At 64.8% G+C, this 19917-nt stretch carries 17 protein-coding genes; 5 read left to right on the top strand and 12 right to left on the bottom strand.

What is annotated here, in order from left to right:
- Window positions 1-7: 7 nt before the first annotated feature.
- The 11 genes from EN851_RS25250 to EN851_RS25200 form a co-directional block, all read right to left on the bottom strand.
- Window positions 8-889 carry an SMP-30/gluconolactonase/LRE family protein gene (locus tag EN851_RS25250; RefSeq protein WP_127280477.1) on the bottom strand — a complete coding sequence of 294 codons (882 nt, stop codon included), beginning with the start codon at window positions 887-889 and terminating at the stop codon, window positions 8-10.
- 12 nt (window positions 890-901) lie between these two features.
- Window positions 902-1864 (bottom strand): ABC transporter permease, encoded by a 963-nt coding sequence (locus EN851_RS25245; protein WP_127280476.1) that lies wholly within the window; start codon window positions 1862-1864, stop codon window positions 902-904.
- Window positions 1861-2838, bottom strand: a complete 978-nt coding sequence (locus EN851_RS25240) for an ABC transporter permease (RefSeq protein WP_245520807.1) — start codon at window positions 2836-2838, stop codon at window positions 1861-1863. Before EN851_RS25240 ends, EN851_RS25245 begins: the two co-directional genes overlap by 4 nt.
- A 57-nt stretch (window positions 2839-2895) precedes the next feature.
- Entirely contained in the window at window positions 2896-4398 is a 1503-nt protein-coding gene (locus EN851_RS25235; protein ID WP_245464333.1) for a sugar ABC transporter ATP-binding protein, read from the bottom strand.
- 68 nt (window positions 4399-4466) lie between these two features.
- Window positions 4467-5534, bottom strand: coding sequence for a substrate-binding domain-containing protein (locus EN851_RS25230; protein ID WP_135930218.1), 1068 nt, complete (start codon window positions 5532-5534; stop codon window positions 4467-4469).
- Window positions 5535-5699: 165 nt separating this feature from the next.
- Complete coding sequence (locus tag EN851_RS25225) at window positions 5700-6764, bottom strand: sugar ABC transporter substrate-binding protein (protein ID WP_135930217.1); 1065 nt, start codon at window positions 6762-6764, stop codon at window positions 5700-5702.
- 292 nt (window positions 6765-7056) lie between these two features.
- A complete protein-coding gene (locus EN851_RS25220) occupies window positions 7057-7827 on the bottom strand; it encodes a GntR family transcriptional regulator (protein WP_135930216.1) in 771 nt (256 codons plus the stop codon).
- 81 nt (window positions 7828-7908) lie between these two features.
- Window positions 7909-8637 carry an E3 binding domain-containing protein gene (locus EN851_RS25215; protein WP_135930215.1) on the bottom strand — a complete coding sequence of 243 codons (729 nt, stop codon included), beginning with the start codon at window positions 8635-8637 and terminating at the stop codon, window positions 7909-7911.
- Entirely contained in the window at window positions 8634-9641 is a 1008-nt protein-coding gene (locus EN851_RS25210; RefSeq protein WP_135930214.1) for a C-terminal binding protein, read from the bottom strand. Before EN851_RS25210 ends, EN851_RS25215 begins: the two co-directional genes overlap by 4 nt.
- A gap of 33 nt (window positions 9642-9674) precedes the next feature.
- Window positions 9675-12068 (bottom strand): thiamine pyrophosphate-dependent enzyme, encoded by a 2394-nt coding sequence (locus EN851_RS25205; RefSeq protein WP_245520813.1) that lies wholly within the window; start codon window positions 12066-12068, stop codon window positions 9675-9677.
- A 137-nt stretch (window positions 12069-12205) separates the two neighbouring features.
- Window positions 12206-13426 (bottom strand): mandelate racemase/muconate lactonizing enzyme family protein, encoded by a 1221-nt coding sequence (locus EN851_RS25200; protein ID WP_135930212.1) that lies wholly within the window; start codon window positions 13424-13426, stop codon window positions 12206-12208.
- Between the two features lie 117 nt (window positions 13427-13543).
- Between EN851_RS25200 and EN851_RS25195 the strand changes: the two genes are divergently transcribed.
- From EN851_RS25195 to EN851_RS25180, 4 genes are read left to right on the top strand one after another with little or no spacing between them, the layout of a single operon-like run.
- Window positions 13544-14338: an SDR family oxidoreductase gene (locus EN851_RS25195; protein ID WP_135930211.1), complete on the top strand. Its 795-nt coding sequence runs from the start codon at window positions 13544-13546 to the stop codon at window positions 14336-14338.
- Window positions 14339-14343: 5 nt separating this feature from the next.
- Window positions 14344-15192 (top strand): transketolase, encoded by an 849-nt coding sequence (locus EN851_RS25190; RefSeq protein ID WP_135917647.1) that lies wholly within the window; start codon window positions 14344-14346, stop codon window positions 15190-15192.
- Window positions 15189-16178: a transketolase C-terminal domain-containing protein gene (locus EN851_RS25185; protein WP_135917649.1), complete on the top strand. Its 990-nt coding sequence runs from the start codon at window positions 15189-15191 to the stop codon at window positions 16176-16178. The genes EN851_RS25190 and EN851_RS25185 overlap by 4 nt, the downstream gene beginning before the upstream one ends.
- A 9-nt stretch (window positions 16179-16187) precedes the next feature.
- On the top strand, window positions 16188-17369 hold the full coding sequence (locus EN851_RS25180; RefSeq protein WP_127275284.1) for a mandelate racemase/muconate lactonizing enzyme family protein: 1182 nt from the start codon (window positions 16188-16190) through the stop codon (window positions 17367-17369).
- Window positions 17370-17611: 242 nt separating this feature from the next.
- On the opposite strand, the gene EN851_RS25170 is transcribed toward EN851_RS25180, so the two are convergent.
- Window positions 17612-18643 (bottom strand): substrate-binding domain-containing protein, encoded by a 1032-nt coding sequence (locus EN851_RS25170; protein WP_127275283.1) that lies wholly within the window; start codon window positions 18641-18643, stop codon window positions 17612-17614.
- A gap of 242 nt (window positions 18644-18885) precedes the next feature.
- Between EN851_RS25170 and EN851_RS25165 the strand changes: the two genes are divergently transcribed.
- Entirely contained in the window at window positions 18886-19896 is a 1011-nt protein-coding gene (locus EN851_RS25165) for an ABC transporter permease (RefSeq protein WP_135930210.1), read from the top strand.
- Window positions 19897-19917 lie beyond the last annotated feature (21 nt).

Raw genomic sequence — 19917 nt, 5'->3', positions numbered from 1 at the left:
GAAGCCGTCAGCCCTTGAACGCCGGCAAGGTCAGGCCCTTGACGCCGACGTCGAGCGCGAACAGACCGCCCGGATTCTTCTGGCGCACGAAATGGCTGGCCGGGCGCTTGAGGACGGCAGAGGTGACGTAGAGGATGTCGAGGTCCTTGCCGCCGAACTCGCAACAGGTCGGCAGGTCGGTCGGCAGAACCACTGTTTCCATCAGCTCGCCATCGGGATCGTAGCGGCAGACCTTGCTGGTCACAGGGATGGTCACCCAGTAGCAGCCCTCGGCATCGACCGTGGCGCCGTCGGCGACGCCGCCTGTTGCCGTCATGTCGATGAAGGTGCGGCGGTTCTCGATGTCGCCGGTGGCGGGGTCGAAATCATAGGCCCAGACCGCGCCCGCATGGCTGTCGGAGAAGTACATGGTCTTCGAGTCCGGGCTCCAGGCCAGCCCGTTCGAGCAGCCGATGCCGTCGATCATCTTGTGCACGGAGAGATCGGCATCGAGCCGGTAGAGCGCGCCGATGAATTCGATCGGCTGTCCCGCCACCTCGAACATCGAGCCCGACCAGAAGCGGCCCTGGCGGTCCGGCTTGCCGTCGTTGAAGCGGGTCTTCGGCATATGTGCTTCCGGATCGACGATCGCCTCGAACTGGCCGGTTGCCGGATCGAAGAAATGAAAGCCATTGGTCATGGTCAGCACCAGGCCGCCCTTCTCGCGCAGGCCAAGGCAGCCGAGATATTCCGGTGTTTCGAAGACCTCGTCCTTGCCGGTCGCGGGGTCGTAGCGATGGATCAGCTTCTTCCAGATGTCGATCCACCAGAGCACGCCGGCCCTGGGGTCCCAGAGCGTGCCTTCGCCAAGCTCGGCCCTGGCATCGACGACACAAGTGATCTCGACCATTCTTCCCTCCGTTCAGCCCCTGCGCAGCCTGCCGCCGAGGCCGGCAAAGGCCTCGCTGCCGATCGAGACCGTGAGCAGGATCACCGCGCCATAGACGACGAGCAGGGCGCCGCTCGACAGGTTGAGCGCCGGCAGCAGGCCGGTGAGGATGGTCAGCACCATGGCGCCGGCGACGGTGCCGAGATAGTGGCCGCTGCCGCCGAGGATCGAGGCGCCGCCAATGGCGACCGCGGCGATCGAGGTGAACAGATAGGCATCACCCATGCCGAGATAGGCCTGGCCGGAATAGCCGGTCAAAAGCATGCCGGCGAAGGCGGCGGCAAGGCCCGAAATCACATAGGTCAGGATGGTGGTGCGTGCCGTCGGCACGCCTGAGAATTCGGCCACGGTGGCGCTGGTGCCGAGCGCATAGAGGTGACGGCCGAAGGCTGCCTTGGAGAGCAGCACGGTCGCCACCAGCGTCAGGGCGAGCCAGATCAGCGCGATGACCGGAAAGCCGGCTATGCGGCCGACCGACAGGAATTGGATCAGCGCCGGCGCCGAGGGGGTCGGCGAGCCGCCGGTCAGCACCAGGATCAGGCCTTGCAGGATGACGTTGGTGGCCAGCGTCATGATGATCGGCGGTACGCCGAACCGGGCGACGCCGACACCATTGATCAGCCCGATGAAGGCGCCGCCGGCGAGCAGCAGCGGCATCACCCAGACCAGCGGCAGATCCTGCCCGCCGCACAGCAGCGCCATGATGATCGCCGCCGAATTCAGCACCCATGGCACCGAGAGATCGATGCCGCCGCCGATGATGACGAAGGTCTGGCCGAGCGCGACGATGCCGACAAAGGCCGCCAGCACGACGGTGGAGCGCATGTTGGAGACGGAGAGGAAGCCGGGCGAGAACAGCGCCGTGACCAGGAGCAGCACGACCATGCCGGCATAGGCGAGCACAATCAGCCGGTTGCGGGCGAGGAAGGCACTCATTGGACACGGCCCCTTGCGGTTTTCTCGGCGACGGAACTGGCCAGCACCGAGAGCAGCAGGATGACACCGGACGCGACCGGCTGCCAGTAGCTCGATACATGCAGCACGAAGACGAGGTTGCCGATGAGGGTGAGCACGAAGGCGCCGATCAGCGTGCCGGCTAGATGGCCCCGGCCGCCGAACAGGCTGACGCCGCCAATGACCGCCGCCGCCACCGAAGGCAGGATGTAGTCCTTGCCGATGGTCGGCGAACCGGCACCGGTCTGTGTCACCAGGAACAGCGCCGCGCCCGCCGCGAACAGGCCGGACAGGCCGTAGGTGACGAGATTGACGCGGGTGATGGAGACGCCCGACAGGAAGGCCGATTTTTCGTTCGATCCGGTTGCCTGGATCGAAATGCCGACCCGGGTGGCGCGGAACCACCACCAGAACAGCAGCAGGACCAGCAACATCCAGGCCGGACTGGTGAGGCCGAAGAGCTGCGTGGAGGCAAAGCCGACCCACCATGTGGGAATGCTGCCGCCGTCGGTCGGCAGGATGATCATGGCGACGCCGTTGAGGATCGACCATGTCGCGAGCGTCACCAGGAAGGGCTGCAGCTTGAGCAGTGAGATCAGCAGGCCGTTGATCGCGCCGATGACAAAACCGAGCGCAGGGATGGCCAACGCCCAGAACCCGGTGGTTGACGGATCATCGGCGAACCGTGTCGCGGCGATCACCGTGCCAAGGCTGATCATGCCGCCGATCGACAGGTCGATGCCGCCGCGCAGCAGCACGATGGTCTGGCCCGTCGCCGCCAGCATCAGCGTCATCGCCGCGGCGGTGTCGAGATTGAGTTCATCCAGCGTGAAGACGCCGGATTGCAGGCTGCCGTAGATGCCGACAATCAATGCCAGCATCAGGCAGGCGACCAGGAACGGCGCGCGGTCGAGCAAGCGGCCGCGCCAATCGATGGCCGGCGTGGTTGATTTCATGTCGGCCGACCTTTGCATCATCCCGCCAGTCTGCTCCGCGCTCGCCATGACCATGCCTCAAGCCGCCTCGCGTTCAAGCATGGCGGCGCGCAAGATGCCGGCCTCGGAGATGCGATCGCCCTCCAGCGTCGCGGCGATACGGCCGTCGCGCATGACCAGCACGCGGTCGGCGACATGGACGAGTTCCGGCATGTCGCTGGAATGGAACAGGATCGCGTAACCCTTGGCGGCGAGGTCGCGCATCAGCTGGAAGATCTCGCCCTTGGTGCCGACATCGACGCCCCGCGTCGGGTCGTAGAGCAAGAGCACGCGCGCTTGCGTCAACAGCATCTTGCCGAAGATCACCTTTTGCTGGTTGCCGCCCGACAAGGTACCGGCGAGCTGCTCAGGCGTGCCGGCCTTGATGCGCAGGAAATCGACCATCTCCTTGACCAGAGCCGCTTCCTTTTGCCGGCTGAGCAAGCCATTTTCGGTGAAGCGCTTGATCACCGACAGCGTCAGGTTCTCGCGCACGCTCTTGGTAAGGAGCAGGCCTTGCCCGCGCCGGTCCTCCGGCACCAGGGCGATGCCATCCCTGCCGGTCAAAGCCTGGCGTGGATTGCTGATCGCGACCGGCTTGCCCCACAGCTCGACGGCACCGCTCGCCCTGCTGGCGCCGAACAGTGCCTGGAACAGCTCGCGCTGGCCATGGCCCTGCAAGCCGCCGACGCCGAGCACCTCGCCCTCCCGCAAGGCAAAGTCGACACCGGAGAGCCGGCTGCCGCTCGACAGGCCCTCGACCCTTAGCGCGACGCGATCCGTGGCCGTGGCCACCCGCTCGGGATAGAGCCGGTCGAGATGCCGGCCGATCATCTGGGTGACGATCTCGTTGTCGGACACGGCGTTGGCCTCGTGCGCGGCGACGGTGCTGCCATTGCGGAAGATGGTCAGCCGGTCGGCGATGGCGCGCACCTCGGCCATGCGGTGCGAGATGAAGATGACCAGCCTGCCTTCCGCCGCCAGTTGCCGGGTGAGCTTCAGCAGCCATTCGGCTTCACGCGCGGGCAAAGCCGAGGTCGCCTCGTCGAGGATGAGGATGCGCGGGTCCTTGGCCAACCCCTTGGCGATCTCCACGATCTGCCGTTCGGCCAGCGTCAGCCGCCGCAATTCCTGGTCGGGACGCAACGCCGGAAAATCATACCTTTCGAGCAAGGCAAGCGTCCTGCGGCGCATCTCGGCGCGGTTGACGGTGCGCAGCAACGTCCTTGGCTCGTGGCGGAACCAGATATTCTGTTCCACGCTGAGGTCGGGGATCAGCGACAGTTCCTGAAAGACGGCGGCAATGCCGCGCGCCTGGGCCACGTCCGGATTGGCAGGGCGATAGTCCTGGCCGTCGACCAGGATCGAGCCGCCATCGTGCCGCACCGCGCCCGACAGGATCTGGATGAAGGTGCTCTTGCCGGCGCCGTTCTCGCCGAGCAGCGCATGCACCTCGCCGGCGCGGGCGCTGAATGTCGCATCGCTCAGCGCAACGATGCCGCCATAGCGTTTGGACAGGCCTTTGACGGTGACGAGGTCCATGGATGCGCCTTCGAAAAGCTCTCCCGACATCTTGCGATGCCGGGAGACAGGGTCGTGGTCTCAGGATGTTACTTCGAACCGGCCGCTTCCGCAGCGGTGATCTCGACCCAGTCGGGCGTGATCGGCAGCGTCAGGCCGGGCGCCTGGTCGGGAAAGGCGTTTTCGCCGACCGCGATCTTGATCATCTTGGTGCCCGGATAGAGCTTGGACTCGAAGGGATCGGTGGTGACGAAATCACCCTTGACCGAGACGGAGCGCTCGGCCGGCTTCTTGCCGGTGTCGAGGATGTCGACCGCCAGCTTGATCGCTTCCGACGAAAGATAGGCCGGATTGGAGCCAAGAATGCACTTGGCGCCTTGTGTCTGCGCGCAGGTGACGGCGGCGACATTGTAGGAGAAGCCGACGACCGGGACGATCGGCCGGCCGGCATCCTTCAGCGCCTGGATGGCGCCCGAGCCGTAGCCTTGCGTCATGATGCCGTCGATCTTCGGATTGGCGGCAAGCAGCGCCGCCACGCCGGACTGTTCCGGCCCAAGCGCGTAGTTACCGTTGTAATAGCCGACGACCTTGATGTCGGGATATTTGGCCAGCACCTTCTCGTAACCTTGCTGCAACTGCGCCGAGATCGGCGCGCCGGCGAGGCCGCGGTCGAGGATGATGTTGCCCTTGCCGCCAAGCTGGGTGGCCATCCACTCGGCCATCACGGAGGGGATGCGATCCCAGTCGGAAGCGACGGCGAAGGCGCAGGGCTCGGTCACCACCTGGTCGAAGCTGATGACGACGATGCCGGCGTCGCAGGCCTTCTTGATGGTCGGGTTGAGCGCCGAATCCGAACCGGCGTCGACCAGGATGGCGTCCGGCTTCTGACGGATGATGTTGTTCAGCGAATTGATCTGCGCCTGGACGGTGTTCTCGACATTCTCGATCTTGAGGTCGACGCGGCCTTTCAGCGGCCCCTTGTTCACCGACACCGTGGCGACGCGTTCCATCTGCTGGCGCCAGTCATTGCCGACGAAATTGTTCGAGAGATAGATAGTGTAGGGCTTCTTGTCCTCGGCGTGACTAGGCGCCGTGCCGATGGCGATCGCGGATACGGCAAGGCTTGCCAATCCGGCGCAAATTGTCTTCAGTTTCATGATCTCTCCTCCTTGCGTTTCCTGCATCAGCCAGTGACGGACTTCGCCATCTTGGTGGGTGCTGCGTGTAAATTGATACCGGTACCAATGCGCCTTGTCAATTTAAGCCAAGGCGCATTGGAGAGACCTGGAGGCGATCATTTCGTCACCGATCGGCAGGCATCGTCATTTCGAGCCGGCAGCCTCGGCCGGGGTGATTTCAACCCAGTCCGGGCTGACTGGAAGAAACAGGCCCGGCGCCATGTCCGGAAAGGCATTCTTGCCGACCTCTATCTTCTGCATGGTCGCGTCGGGATACAATTCCGACGGGACCGGATCGGTGGTAAGGAAGGCGTTGCGCAGCAGGATCTTCTTCTCCGCCGGCTTCTTGCCGTCCAGTATCTCCACCGCGAGTTTCAAGGCCTCGGCCGACAGATAGGCAGGGTTGGGCGCAAGGATGCACTGGGCGCCATGGGTCTGCGCACAGGTCGTCGTCGTCAGGTTGAACGGACTGCCGGTGATGGGAACGATCGGACGACCGGCGTCCTGCAGCGCCTTGATGGCTCCGGCGCCATAGCCCTGGACGAAGATGGCGTCGACTTGCGGGTGCGCCGCCAGCAGGCTGGCGACGCCGGCCTGTTCCGGTCCCAGTGCATAGTCGCCGTTGAAATAGCCGACAACTTCAATGCCGGGATATTTCTTGATGACTTCCTCGAAACCACCCTGCAGTTGGGCGGAGATCGGAGCACCGGCAAGTCCGCGGTCAACGAGGATCTTGCCCTTGCCGCCGAGTTTCTTGACCAGCCATTCGGCCTCCACGCGCGGTGCCCGGCCCCAGTCGGACTCCATCGTGTAAGCGCAGGGCGCGCTAACGATCTGGTCGAAGGCGATGACCACGATGCCGGCCTTGCAGGCCTTCTCGATCGTCGGGTTGAGCGCTTCGCCGGAGCCCGCGTCGATCACGATGGCGTCGGGCTTGTTGCGAATGATGTTGTTGAGGGAATTGATCTGCGCCTGGACCGTGGTCTCGACCACCTCGACCTTGAGGTCGACGCGACCGGCAAGCGGCGGTTTCTTGACCGCGATGTCGGCGCTGCGCAGCATCTGCTGGCGCCAGTCGTTGCCGACGAAATTGTTGGACAGATAAATGGTGTAGGGCTTCTTGTCCTGTGCGTTGGCCGGCACGGCATCAATCGACAGCAAAGTCGTCGCGATCACCGCAAGGCCGGCGAAGAATGCGCCTGCTTTCATGATTTCCTCCTCCCGTGTTTGGTGTCAGCCGCGCGAACGCCGCTGCCTATCAAGTGCCTTCGCCGCACACCCCCTTATGAACAGACTTTGTTTTGTGCATGCCGCTACCCAGGACCACTGTGCACTTGGGCGACACGCACCAGGCAAATGCTCGACGTCGGATGCGGCTGCGCTTCCACGTTCGATCATGGTTCTCGACGCAGCCTCCATCCTAGCTATGATGCTATTATAATTTTATAAAGCTGTCCATGGCCGAGACGACGAAATCGGCGTGAAATCCCGCCGATCGGGTTCAGGCGAGGTCGTTCGGCGCGTCGTAGCTGATGCTGAAGAGATCGGCAGGATGCCGCGCGATGGTAAACTCGATGCTCTGCTGGTCGGCCGACTGGTAGAGCATCTCCACACTCAGGACTGCACTGCCCAGCGCGATGCCGAGGTCGTCCGCGATGACCTCGTCGGCGATCTCGGCGCGGACCGTGACATGCGCGACGTCCAGCCGCAGGCCGAGATGCCGTTGCACCGAACGAAAGATCAGCACGTCGGAAAAATCGTCCCGCTTCAGCTTCGCTCCGACAGAAGGCGGGAAATAGCTGGTGATCTGGGCCTTCTTCTGCTCACCCACCGACAGGATGCCGCGCAAGCAGTAGCCAGCCTCGTCCTTGCCCATGCCGAAATGGCGCTGAAGCACGGGGGAAACCTCCTTGCGATAGGATTTGACCGTCAGTTCGGCATCCTTTGTGAAGGCCGCCATGTCGGCGAAGTTCTTGAATTTCCAGCTGAGGTTTACCGACGGATTGCGCGCCGTGACCACCGCCGGTTTCGCCGAGCGCTTCCTGATCAGGCCGTCGGCCTCGAGATCGCGCAGCGCCTGGCGCACGGTGATCAGGCTGACGCCGAAATGCTCGGCGATGGTCGCTTCCTTGGGCAGCTCGCCGCCGACCGGGAAGGTGCCGTTGCCGATCGGCTCGCGCAGGATGTCGGCGAGCTGCCGGTAAAGCGGCCCATTGGCGCGGCCGAGCGTGCGCTTGGGAAGACTTTCGATGGTGGGAACGGAATGGTCCATGTGCCTCGTCGCGCCTGTGTCGAAGCTTTTATAATAGCTTCCTTCGCTCGAGGCTAGGCACGGCGGCAATGATCAACCCTCTCAGACGAAGAGCCGAAGCGGGTGTTCGATGGTCGATTTCAGGGTAGCGAGCCAAGCGGCGGCGTTTGACTCATCGACGCTCGAGGCATCCGTTATCAGCAGGCACTCGGCTTGATTGCCGGCCGTGTCGAGCGAAACGGTCAAGCGCATGGCACTACCGGGCAGAAGCGGCATCATAATCGGCCGAATGTCGCCTGCGGGGAGAAGCCGCAGAGATAGAACCGCGAACTTTCCCGCGTCGTCGCGGTCGCCACGCAGGAACGCAAGCCGCGCTGTGCGCATCGATGTCAGGGATATCTCCGGAACCGTCGCGAACACTGCTTGCCGGCCGGGCAGTTCCAATGCCACGCAAGCATCGGCGCCCCGATCGATATCTGGGGATTCATCGAATGCTCTACCTGCCGCACGCAAGAGCACATCGTCGATGTCGAACATCCTCCCCGTACTTTCCAGCGCGGCCAGAAGGTCTTTCAGAGCGCCCAGTGCTATCGATGTGGCAAAGGCGGCGATGCTGGATACGGCGACGGAAGGGGAGGCTGGAGCGGCCTCGACAGCAGGCTGACCGATAGGCCGCGGGGGCGCGGCGAAGCTCAACACATCGGCGGCCAGGATGCGCCCACCCGGACCGCTGCCCCGAAGCGTCTCGAGCGGCAGCGCACGCTCGCGCGCCAGGCGGCGGGCGTATGGGGAAACCGCAAGACGCCTCGCCTGCACAGCCGCTGCGTTCATTTCAGATACTCGGAGTTGACGCAGTTGGTGAGCCGGCCCTCGGCAAGATAGGCGTGCACGACTTCGATCGATTTCAGCCTGAGGTCGCGCATCGATGCCGGGCTGTAGAAGGCGGCATGCGGGGTGACGATCAGGCGATTGGCGATCCACGGCTCGCGATTGCGCCACGCCGCCAGCAGTGGATGGTCGAGATCGCCCGGTTCGTTCGGCAGCACGTCCAGCCCGGCACCGCTGACCGTGCCGTTGCGCATCGCCGTCTCCAGCGCGTCGAGATCGACGATCGGGCCGCGCGCGGTGTTGATCAGCACGAGGCCTGGCCTGGCGGCGGCGAAGGTCGCCGCGCCGAGCAGCTTGCGGGTTTCTTCGCTGAGCGGTGCGTGGACACTCACCACATCGGCTCGCCCCATCAACTCCGCCAGCGAATGGACGCGTTCGTAGCCGGTCGAGAGATCAACGCCGGACAGGAGGTGCGGATCATAGAATACCACCTTCATGTCGAAAGCGGCGGCACGGCGCGCGGTGGCGAGCCCGATACGACCGAGCCCGACAATGCCGAAGGTGGCGCCCTTGTGCCTTCTCACCAGCGGCGCCTTGGAAAAATGCCAGCCTTCGGCTCCATTGCGAAGTTCAGCGCCATAGGCCGAGGTGCCGCGTGTCAGCGCCAGCATCAGGGCGATGGCGTGGTCGGCGACCTCGGTCGTGCCATAGTCCGGCACATTGCAGGCCGGGATCTTGCGTGCGCCCCAGCCTGCCGTGTCGATGTTGTCGAAACCGACGCCGGAACGCACCGCGATGCGTGCCTTGGGAAAGGCCGACGGGGCGGCGGCGACATTGTGGGTCGGCGAATAGTTGATGACGGCGTCGGCCGTCTCGCAGGCTGCCGGATCGAGCGTGGCGGCCTTGTCATTGGTCGAGCGGGCGAGGATGAACTCGATGTCGGGATAATGCTCGCGCTCGAGTTCGGCCTCGTCGGCGGCTTGCCAGTTGGCGCACAGGATCTTCATGCCAGTCCTTCGGATTTGATGTACGGAAGTGGTCTATCTCTTGATCCCGCCGATGCGGCCGCCCATCGGCACCACCGCGCCAACCGGCTGATCGATGGCGGCAAGCGTTCCGCTGACCGGCGCCTCGATCTCGACCACGGCCTTGTCGGTCTCGATCTCTGCGATCAGCTCCCCCTCCTTGACGGGATCACCGACCGCCTTCAGCCATTTGATGACAGTGCCTTCGCTCACCGTTAGGTCGCCGAACGGCATTGTCACCGGCTCGTCGTCGCTGGCGGCGACCGGGGGCTGGGCCGATGGCGCGGGTGGCACCATCTTGACGGGGGCAGGTGCTGGCTTAGCCGGCACAGCACTCTTCAAGCCAACCGTGTACCAGTGATCCGGCACTGGCGGCCGGCCTGATATGACGTCGCGCACGCCTTGCGCGATCCGGGCCGTATCGACCAGCATGGCGCGCTCCAGCACCGGCGCGAAGGGGTGCGAGGTCGGCGCGGTGTGCAGCCTTCCCGGCGGCGCGTCGAGTTCGTCGAAGGCGAGTTCGTTGATGGCCTGTGCGATCTCGCCGCCCAGCCCGCACATCGCCCAGGCCTCGTCGACGATGAGCAGGCGATGGGTCTTGCGGACGCTGGCGACGATGCTGTCGATGTCGAGCGGCATGATGGTGCGCGGGTCGATCACCTCCGCCTCGATGCCTTCGCCGGCCAATACTTCGGCGGCTTCAAGGGCGTGCTGCACCATCTGGCCGGCGGCGACGATGGTGATATCGGTGCCGGTCCGGGCGATGCGCGCCACACCGAACGGCACAAAATGCTCGCCGACCGGCACCTCGCCCTTGGAGGCAAACAGCGCCTTGGGCTCCAGCATGATGACGGGATCGCCGGCCCGCAGCGCCGTCTTCATCAGCCCCTTGGCATCCGCCGGGGTGGAAGGCACGCAGACGATGAGGCCGGGCATATGGGCGAAGATCGGATGGTAGATGCCGCTGTGATGCGGCCCGGAGCTGCGCAGCGCGCCGGCACCGACGCGCACCACCATAGGCGCGCTCATCAGGCCGCTGGTCATGTAGCGCAGCTTGGCGGCCTGCAGGAAGATCTGGCCTGCGGTCTCGAAGGCGAAGTCGGCGAACATCAAGTCCGAGACGGTGCGCGCGCCGGTGGCCGAAGCGCCGACGGCGGCGGCGGTAAAGCCTTGTTCGGAGATCGGCGTATCGACCATCCGCTCGGCGCCGAACTCCTGCCACAGGTTCTTGGTGTGGGCAAAACTGCCGCCGCGCTCGCCGGTGCCCTCGCCGAAATAAAGGATCGCCGGATTGGCGCGCATCTCCTCGGCGAGGCCGTCGCGAACGGCTTCGAGCCAGCCTTGCATGCGCGTCTCGCCGACCGCGCGCGGCTGCAGGGCGGCGGGCGGATTGATCGGGTCGGCGAAAACATGCAGGCGCACGGTGGCCGGATCAGGCTCGGGCGAGTTGCGGGCGAAGGTCAGCGCCTGCTCGACCACGGTCTCGATCCGCGCCTCGATTGCCGCAAGCGCCTCGGCGTCGGCGATGCCGTAGTCCTCGATCAGTTTCCTGCGGAACATGTCGATCGGATCGCGCTTGATCCAGGCGTCGAGTTCCTCCTGCGTCCGGTAGGTGCCGATGACCGGGTCGCCTTCGTGGTGGCCGACCGTGCGATAGGTCTTGGCCTCGATCAGCGTCGGGCCCTTGCCGGCGCGGGCGCGTTCGGTGGCTTCCTTCATCGCCAGCCAGACAGCGAAGACGTCGTTGCCGTCGACGGCGACGCCGGGCATGCCATAGGACGCCGCCTTGCTGGCGATCTCGGGATTGAGCGTGACGGATTTGAGCGGCGTCGCGGTGGCGTAGAGATTGTTCTCGCAGATGAAGACGGCGGGCGCCCGTTGCACGGCGGCGAAGTTGAGCGCCTCGTGGAAGCCGCCATGATTGGCGGCGCCATCGCCGAAGAAGGCGACGCCGATATCGTCGCGGCCTTGCTGGCGCGCGCTCATGCCGATGCCAACGGCATGGCCGATGCCGGCGGCGACGATGCCATTGGTGCCAAACAGGCCGACCGAGCGGTCATAGAGATGCATGGTGCCGCCGCGCCCGCCGCAGATACCATCGGCCTTGCCGAACAGCTCGGCCATCACCCGGCCGGGATCGGCGCCCTTGGCCAGCGCATGGCCGTGCCCGCGATGGGTCGAGGTCACCCAGTCGGTGGGCCTGAGATGCGCGCAGACACCGACGCCGGTCGCCTCCTCGCCGATATAGAGGTGCAGGAAACCGGGCGTTTCGCCCTTGCGGCAGGCGATCTGGGCGATGCTTTCGAAGCGGCGCAGCAGCACCATGCGTTCGAACAGGTCGAGCAGGATTTTCCGGTCGGGCAGATTTGACGCACTCCTGGAATCCTCGCGTGCACGCGCCGCAGACATTGCCACCAAAGCCTCCCTGAATGCGTCTGGCGCCGGGCGGCAGAGCGCCGGCGGCGGGCTTGTTGGTCGCCCGCTTCGACGCATCATAGATTATAATAGCATAATGTCTACTGGCTCTGACCGAGCTGTGCGAGAGGCTAGAGTCTGGTGATCCGCACGGCTGCGTCAGGCCGCTGGAACAGCTCCGGCCGCAGGCTGAGGCCAAGGCCCGGCCCTTCGAGCGGCGCGACATGACCGTCCCTGACCGGCGGGATGTCGGCGACGATCTCGGTGTACCAGCCGGTGAAATAGGCGCGTACCGCTTCCTGGTAATTGACGTTCGGCAAGGTCGCCGACAAGGCGCAGCTCGCCGCGTAAACGATCGGCCCGGTGCAGTCGTGCAAGGTGACAGGCAGTTCGCTGGCTTCGGCCATGTTGGCGATCTTGCGCGCCTCGGACAGGCCGCCGCACCAGGCGAGGTCGATCATGATCACGCTAGCCGCGCGCTTGTCGATCAACTGCTTGAACATCTGCCGCGACGCCAGCCTTTCGCTGGCGGCGATCGGGATGGAGGTGTGGCGGGCGAGCTCGGCCATGGCGTTGAGTTCGTTGTAGCGGATCGGCTCTTCCAGCCAGGCGACGTCATAGGGTTTCAGCGCCTCGGCGATGCGCAGCACCGGCGGCAAGGTCCACAGCCCATGCAGTTCGACCATGATCTCCATGTCGCGGCCGACGGCGTCGCGGATCTTGTGGAAGGGCTCCAGCGCCTTGTCGAGATCGACAAGCGAGATTCGGGTGCCGTTCGAGGCTTCGGCGGCGATATCGAACGGCCAGATTTTCATGGCGCCAATGCCTTCCGACTTCAGGCTCTTGGCGAGATCGCCGGCATTGTAGCGCCAGGCGAGCAGGTCCTCATACGGACCTTCATTCGAATCGCCTGATTTGAGCGACCAGTCCTCGCCGCGTTCGAACAGGGCATTCTTCTTCGTGGCGCGGACATGCTTGTAGCCGGCGCAAGTGTTGTAGATCGGCACGGTCGCGTGGGTGCGCCCGCCAAGCAGCCGCCAGACCGGCTCGCCGAGCGCCCGGCCATAAATATCCCACAGCGCGATGTTGACGGCGGAATTGCCGCGCACCTCGGCGCCGGAATCGCGCGCGCCGACATAGACGCTGCCCAGCGTGCGGTCGTGCAACTCGATGTCGCGCGGGTCCTTGCCCAAGAGATAGGACGCGACATTGTCGTGGATGTAGGCGGCGACCGGCCCCGGCGCCCAGAAGGTCTCGCCGGTTCCGACAAGGCCGGCGTCGGTGTGGACGCGCAACCAGAACAGGAACGGGAATTCGGCCAGCTGCAGCGTTTCGAGCGCGACGACTCTCATCTTTTCCTCCCAACTCCCGCCGATACTACAGTCCAATGACAATAGCACATAGCCGTTGACAGCCATTTATGGTACCGGTATCAATTTCGTCAAGATCGCCTCCGGGAGAGTGCTCGCTTGCCTGCCGAAAATCGAAACAAGATGCCGCTCAGGGCGCTGGTCACAGGTGCCGCCGGCGGGCTCGGCCGCGAGGTGGCGGTTCAGCTGGCGCATCGCGGCTGTTTCGTCGCGGTCACCGATATCAACGGCGATGGGCTTGCCGAGACCGCCAGGCAGATCGGCGAAACCGGCACGGAAGCCGAAAGCATCGTCAGCGATTTCGCCGGGGAAGGCGCGCCGGAAGCGGCCGTCGAAAAAGTCGTCGCGCGCTGGGGCGGCATCGACATCCTGGTGAACAATGCCGGCTATGGCGTGATCGAGCCCTTCCTCGACGCCACCTTCAAGGCCTGGACGCGTACGCTGGCGCTCAATGTCACAGCCCTCGCCATGGCCTGCAAGGCGGCGGGCCGGGTGATGCGTGAGCAGCGCTCCGGGCGCATCATCAACATCACCTCGCCGGGCTCGCGCATGGCGCTGCCCGACTACACCGCCTACACGGCGAGCAAGGCCGGCGTCGATTCCATCACCCGCGCCGCGGCAGTGGCGCTCGCGCCCTATGGCGTGCTGGTCAACAGCCTGGCGCCGGGCATGATGGACACCGAAATGCAGCGCTCGACCGAAATCGACCTTGCCCGTGCCAATGGCCGCGACGATTTGCAGGCCTTTCTCGACGAGCGCACCCGCCGCATCCCGCTCGGCCGCCGTGCCGAGATTGCGGAAGTGGCCGAGGCCGTCGTCTGGCTCTGCCTCGACGCGCCTGATTACATGACCGCCGAGCGGCTCAACATGTCGGGCGGGCTCGACAAGGACTGATCCAGATGCTGCGAAACGCTCCTCCCGGCTACGCCGACATCGGCGCGCTCGAACGCAAGGCGATGCTGCTGCGCCGTCATATGCTGACGATGGCGCGCGGCCAGGGCCAGGGCTATATCGGCCAGGGACTCGGCATCGCCGATGTGCTGGCGGCGCTCTATTTCCACGAGCTGCGCTACGATCCCGGCAATCTCGGTTGGCCCGACCGCGACCGCTTCCTGCTGTCGACCGGGCACTATTCCATCGCGCTGTGGGCGGCTTTTGCCGAGGCCGGCATCTTTCCGGTCGAGGAACTCGCCACCTATGGCGCCGACAACAGCCGGCTGGAGATGTCAACGCTCGACACCACGCCCGGCGTCGAGATGATCGGCGGCTCGCTCGGTCATGGTCTGGGACAGGGCGTCGGCCAGGCGCTGGGCCTGCGTGTCGATCGCTCCGATGCGCGCGTCTTCGTCGAACTGTCGGATGGCGAAATGCAGGAAGGCTCGACCTGGGAAGCAGCCATGTCGGCCAGCCACTTCAAGCTCGACGGGCTGGTGGCGCTGATCGACTGCAACGGCATCCAGGCCGATGGGCCGGTGGTGCTCGACATGGAGCCGGTGGCCGACAAATGGCGCGCCTTCGGCTGGCAGACGTCAGAGATCGACGGCAATGACATGACCGCGGTGGTTGGCGCGCTGGCGGATGCGCGTAACCGCAACGGCAAGCCGAAGGCGATCGTGCTGCGCACGCTGCCCGGCAAGGGCGTGCCGCGCATCGAGACCTCCGAGAAGTCGCACTTCTTCCGCATCGACGTGGCGCAATGGGATGGCATCATCGCCGAGTTCGAGAAAACCGTGGGAGCGAGCCAATGAGCGGCGCGGCGATGGAGGCCGGCCGCACGCTGGCCATGGGCCAGGACGAGGCCGTCGGCGGCGGACGGCGGAGTGTGGAGGCACCCTTCGGCCGAGCATTGGCAAGGCTCGGCGTGAGCCGCCCCGACATTGTCGGACTGACCGCCGATCTCGGCAAATACACCGACATCCTGCCGTTCCGAGACGCTTTCCCGGAGCGCTTCTTCAATGTCGGCATGGCCGAGCAGAATCTGGTCGCCGTCGCCGCCGGGCTGGCGCGCACCGGCAAGGTGCCGTTCGCCACCACTTACGGCGTGTTCGCGACGCGGCGCGCCTATGATTTCGTCGCCATCGCGCTCGCCCACTCCAATCTCGACGTCAAGATCGTCGCGGGCCTCCCCGGTCTGACGACCGGCTATGGCGGCACCCATCAGGCGATCGAGGACCTTGCGCTGATGCGCATGATCCCCGGCCTCACTATCATCGACCCCTGCGACGCGACCGAGATCGAAGCCGCGACCGAAGCGATCGCCCAACATCGAGGACCGGTCTACATGCGGCTGCTGCGCGGCAGCGTGCCGGTTGTGTTCGAGCCCGGTTACGTCTTCGAGATCGGCAAGGCGCGCCGCCTGCGCCAGGGTAGCGATGTCGGCATCATCTCGACCGGCCTGATGACCGAAAGGACATTGGATGCAGCCGATGCTTTGCAAAAACGGGGCGTTGCTGCCGGCGTGCTGCATGTGCCGACCATAAAGCCGTTCGACAGCGAGGCGGTGGCCGAATTCGCCGCGTCGGTTGACCGTATCGTGACAGTGGAAAACCACGTCGTGGTCGGTGGCCTGGCGAGCCTTGTGGTCGAGACCTTGTTCGATGCCGGCATTGCGAAGACAGTGACGCGCGTCGGCCTGCCGGACCGCTATATCGAATGCGGCGCGGTGCCGACCTTGCAAGCGAAATACGGACTGACGACCGAGGCCGTCATCGCGACCATTGCCGCATTGAGCTAGGGTTCTCCCATGAAGATTACAGAGATCGAGACCTTTGCCGTCGGCGCCGGCTGGAAGAACTGGCTGTTTGTCAAAGTACATACCGACAAGGGCATCCACGGGATCGGCGAAGGCACGCTGAACGGTTTCATCAAGACTACCGAAGCCGGCGTGCACGAGTTGAAACACCTCGCCATCGGCCAGGACCCGCGCCGCATCAACGCGCTGGCCAAACGCATGCTGGACAGCGTCTCGCTCGACGGCGGCCACATCCACCGCACGGTGATCGCGGCCATCGAAGTCGCATGCTGGGACATACTGGGCAAGAGCCTCGGCGTGCCGATCCACCAATTGCTCGGCGGCCAGGTGCGCGACAGCGTGCTCGGCTATGCCAATGGCTGGTACCGCACCGAGCGCTCGCCCGAGGCCTTTCTCGATGCGGCGAAAGCGGTGCTGGCCAAAGGCTTCAAGGCATTCAAACTCGACCCGTTCGGCACCGCCCAAGGCTTCATTTCGCGCGAGGAGCTGGAGCTTTCCTACGCCATCTGCCGGACCTTACGTGACAGGCTGCCAAAGGACACGCTGATCCTGATTGACGTGCATGCGCGCTTCACCGAGATCGCCGCACTGCAGGCGGCGCAAAAATTCGCCGATCTCGACATCTACTGGTGGGAAGAGCCGACCTCGCGCGACCGCCAGGAGACCGTGCATGAAGTGGCGCACCGCTCGCCGATCCCGGTGGCGACGGGCGAGATGTACGACACGGTCGGTCAGTTCTACACGCTGGCGGCCGGCGGCGGCGTCAACATCTTCCAGCCCGAGCCGATGTCGCTCGGCGGCATCGGGCCGTCGATGCAGGTGGCCAATCTGGCGCTTGCTCATGGCAGCCATATCGCGCCGCACCAGAGCGGCGGACCGGTGGCGACGGCGGTTTGCCTGCAACTGGCGGCGGCGGTGCCGAACTTCCTCATTCAGGAACATTTCGACGCCTTCAACGACCCCTGGACGCGCGAGCTGGTGAGCTGGCATCCGACCGTCAATCCCGACAATGGCCATCTGTCGCTACCGGACGCGCCGGGGCTCGGCATCGACCTCGACATCGATGCGATCAAGGATCATCCCTACGATCCCAACGCCTATCTCAACGTCCATGCCGAAGGCTGGGAGAAACGCCTCGGGCGGCGCGAAGAGGCGGGGAAGCGTGGCCTTTAGGTTGGCAAAAGCCCTCCGGCCAATTCGTCATCCTAGGGCGGAGCAAGGAGCGAAGCGACGCGGCGCAGACCCTAGGATCCATGCCGGGACTCCCGAGCGACACTGCGGTCCAAAATTCTGCTCCGCTGCACCCTACGGCCACGGTCACGGAATGGATCCTAGGGTCTTCGCGACGCCGCTTTGCGGCTGCTCCGCCCTAGGATGACGAAGCTGGGGGGCGCGTTTTGACTAACATCAAGACGTCAAGCGCTTTCGCGGTCGACGATCTCGAAGCCGAGGCTGGTGATGGTCGGCACCTTGGTGTCGCCGCCGAGCCTTGCCAGCAATTGCCGCACCGCGCGCCGTCCCATCTCGTAGCGGTTGACCTTCACCGTGGTCAGCGGCGGATGAAGCTGCGCGGCCAGATCCATGTCGCCATAGCCGGCAATGGCGATTTTTCCAGGCACCGCCCAACCGCGCCGGTGGCATTCCTGCACGGCGCCGACAGCGAGCGTATCGCTGGAAAAGAAGATCGCGTCGATATCCCTGTGGCGGGAGGTCAGCGTCACCAGCGCTTCGGCGCCGCCTTGCGCGGTGATCGGCACCTCGACCTCCAGGTCGGCATGGTTCTTGAAGCCGAGTTCGGTCAAGGCCGCGTGGTAGCCGGTGCGGCGTTGCTGGAGACGATCGTTGCCGTGGATCGGCGTCGAGACGAAGCCGATGCGCTTGTAGCCCTTCGCCGCCAGATGCATGGTCATGGCATAGGCTGTCTCGAAATTGGAGACGCCGACCACCATGTCGATTGGCTTGCGGCCCTTGATCTCGGAGATCTCGACCACCGGTGCGCCGCTGCTCTTCAGCAGCGCGCGCGCCGTCTCGCTTTGCACGAAGCTCTGCAGGATCATGCCGACCGGGCGCCAACCAAGCAGATTGCGGATCGCCTTCTCCTCGGCCTCCTGCGTGAATTCACCTTGCACCAGGAGCATCGAATAGCCGCTCTCGTGGCATTCGTCGGACATGCCTTGCACCTGTTCGGCTATGCCCGAATTGATCAGCGGCGGCACAACCGTGCCGATCATGCGGCCATTGCCGCGCATGCTGGAGGCCAGGCGGTTGGGCACGAAGCCGGCCTGCTCGATCGCCTCGAGCACCTTGGCGCGCGTCTCCGGCGACACCATGTCGGGATTGGACAGCGCACGTGACACCGTCATCGGCGCAACGCCGACGCGCTTGGCGATCTCGCGAACGCCGAGGCGCTGCGGCTTTTTCTCGCCCGCCGGCGGCTTATCGGTCATCACCCTGCTCCAAGAGAGCGCGATCCACCAAGGCAAAGTCCCACGGATCACATCAGCCCATTCATAGCGGTTGCAGCGGACGCTTTCCAGCGACGCGACGCGCTGTCGCGAGGCGTGGAATTTTCATCGTTGACAAGTTATAATATTATAATCTTAATGAAGACGAGGAGCGCGCCGGGATTGGCGCGGGTGAATGGAGCCGGCCGCGGGATCCGGCAACAGGCGCCGCCAGGGAGGTCAGGATGAACAGCGCGGCTGAGGTGAGCTCTCCGCGCCGGGGCACGCAATCGTTCCGGCGGCGACTGATCGGCTTGATTGCGGTGGGCGAAGTCGGCGTGCTGGCGGCGATGGCCTTGCTGATTGCCTTCTTCTGGTTGCTCGAACCGGCTTTCCTGTCGGAGCGCAACATCCGCGCCATTCTCAACGTCGTCTCCTTTGTCGGCATCATCGCCATCGGCCAGACGATTCTGCTGGTTGCCGGCGAGTTCGACCTGTCCGTCGGCTCGGTCGCCGGGCTGTCCGCAGTGGTCGCCGCCAAGCTGATGACCGCTGCCGCCTTGCCGGTGACAACAGGCATTCTCGGCGGCATCGGCGTCGGCGCATTGATCGGCCTGCTCAACGGCTTGATCGTCGTCAGGCTCGGTATCCCCGCCTTCATCCAGACGCTCGGCATGCTGTTCATCGGTCAGGGGCTGATCCAGGTGGTGACCGGAGGCTATCCGGTCTATCCGCTGCCGGAGGCGATCAATACGATCGGCGGTACGGATCTCGCCTTCGGCCTCGGCTGGAGTTTCGCCTTCTTCATCATCGCGGCGGTGGCAGCCGATTTCGTGCTGCGGCGCACCGTACTCGGCCGCAACATCTATGCCACCGGCGGCAACAAGGAAGTGGCGCATCTCGTCGGCATCAACACCAATGCCTGCAAGATCGGCGCCTTCATCACCGTCGGCGCGCTGTCGGCGATCGCCGGCATGTTCGTCATGGCCGATCTCGGCAGCGGCGGCACTTCGATCGGCAGCGGCTGGGAACTGACGGTCATCGCCGGTGTCGTGGTCGGCGGCGTCAGCCTGTTCGGCGGCGCCGGCACGGTCGCCGGCGGTGTCGTCGGCATCCTGATGCTGAAAGTGGTGCAGAGCGGCCTCGTCGTCATCGGCATCAACTCCAACTGGCAGCAGATTGCGGTCGGCGTGATCATGGTCATGGCCGTCGGCCTCGACATAGTGCGCCGCCGCTACTTCATCGCCGGGGCTTGAACCGGCCGAGATATTGCGCCG

The organism is Mesorhizobium sp. M8A.F.Ca.ET.208.01.1.1, from assembly GCF_004791315.1.
In the GTDB taxonomy this organism is placed as follows: Bacteria; Pseudomonadota; Alphaproteobacteria; order Rhizobiales; family Rhizobiaceae; genus Mesorhizobium.
This window is presented reverse-complemented; position numbering and strand designations above follow the sequence as displayed.

Bases quoted from the DNA above. Each gene is read 5' to 3' on its own strand.
- EN851_RS25250 (WP_127280477.1), bottom strand. From the start codon at position 889: ATGGTCGAGATCACTTGTGTCGTCGATGCCAGGGCCGAGCTTGGCGAA.
- EN851_RS25245 (WP_127280476.1), bottom strand. From the start codon at position 1,864: ATGAGTGCCTTCCTCGCCCGCAACCGGCTGATTGTGCTCGCCTATGCC.
- EN851_RS25240 (WP_245520807.1), bottom strand. From the start codon at position 2,838: ATGAAATCAACCACGCCGGCCATCGATTGGCGCGGCCGCTTGCTCGAC.
- EN851_RS25235 (WP_245464333.1), bottom strand. From the start codon at position 4,398: ATGGACCTCGTCACCGTCAAAGGCCTGTCCAAACGCTATGGCGGCATC.
- EN851_RS25230 (WP_135930218.1), bottom strand. From the start codon at position 5,534: ATGAAACTGAAGACAATTTGCGCCGGATTGGCAAGCCTTGCCGTATCC.
- EN851_RS25225 (WP_135930217.1), bottom strand. From the start codon at position 6,764: ATGAAAGCAGGCGCATTCTTCGCCGGCCTTGCGGTGATCGCGACGACT.
- EN851_RS25220 (WP_135930216.1), bottom strand. From the start codon at position 7,827: ATGGACCATTCCGTTCCCACCATCGAAAGTCTTCCCAAGCGCACGCTC.
- EN851_RS25215 (WP_135930215.1), bottom strand. From the start codon at position 8,637: ATGAACGCAGCGGCTGTGCAGGCGAGGCGTCTTGCGGTTTCCCCATAC.
- EN851_RS25210 (WP_135930214.1), bottom strand. From the start codon at position 9,641: ATGAAGATCCTGTGCGCCAACTGGCAAGCCGCCGACGAGGCCGAACTC.
- EN851_RS25205 (WP_245520813.1), bottom strand. From the start codon at position 12,068: ATGTCTGCGGCGCGTGCACGCGAGGATTCCAGGAGTGCGTCAAATCTG.
- EN851_RS25200 (WP_135930212.1), bottom strand. From the start codon at position 13,426: ATGAGAGTCGTCGCGCTCGAAACGCTGCAGCTGGCCGAATTCCCGTTC.
- EN851_RS25190 (WP_135917647.1), top strand. From the start codon at position 14,344: ATGCTGCGAAACGCTCCTCCCGGCTACGCCGACATCGGCGCGCTCGAA.
- EN851_RS25185 (WP_135917649.1), top strand. From the start codon at position 15,189: ATGAGCGGCGCGGCGATGGAGGCCGGCCGCACGCTGGCCATGGGCCAG.
- EN851_RS25180 (WP_127275284.1), top strand. From the start codon at position 16,188: ATGAAGATTACAGAGATCGAGACCTTTGCCGTCGGCGCCGGCTGGAAG.
- EN851_RS25170 (WP_127275283.1), bottom strand. From the start codon at position 18,643: ATGACCGATAAGCCGCCGGCGGGCGAGAAAAAGCCGCAGCGCCTCGGC.
- EN851_RS25165 (WP_135930210.1), top strand. From the start codon at position 18,886: ATGAACAGCGCGGCTGAGGTGAGCTCTCCGCGCCGGGGCACGCAATCG.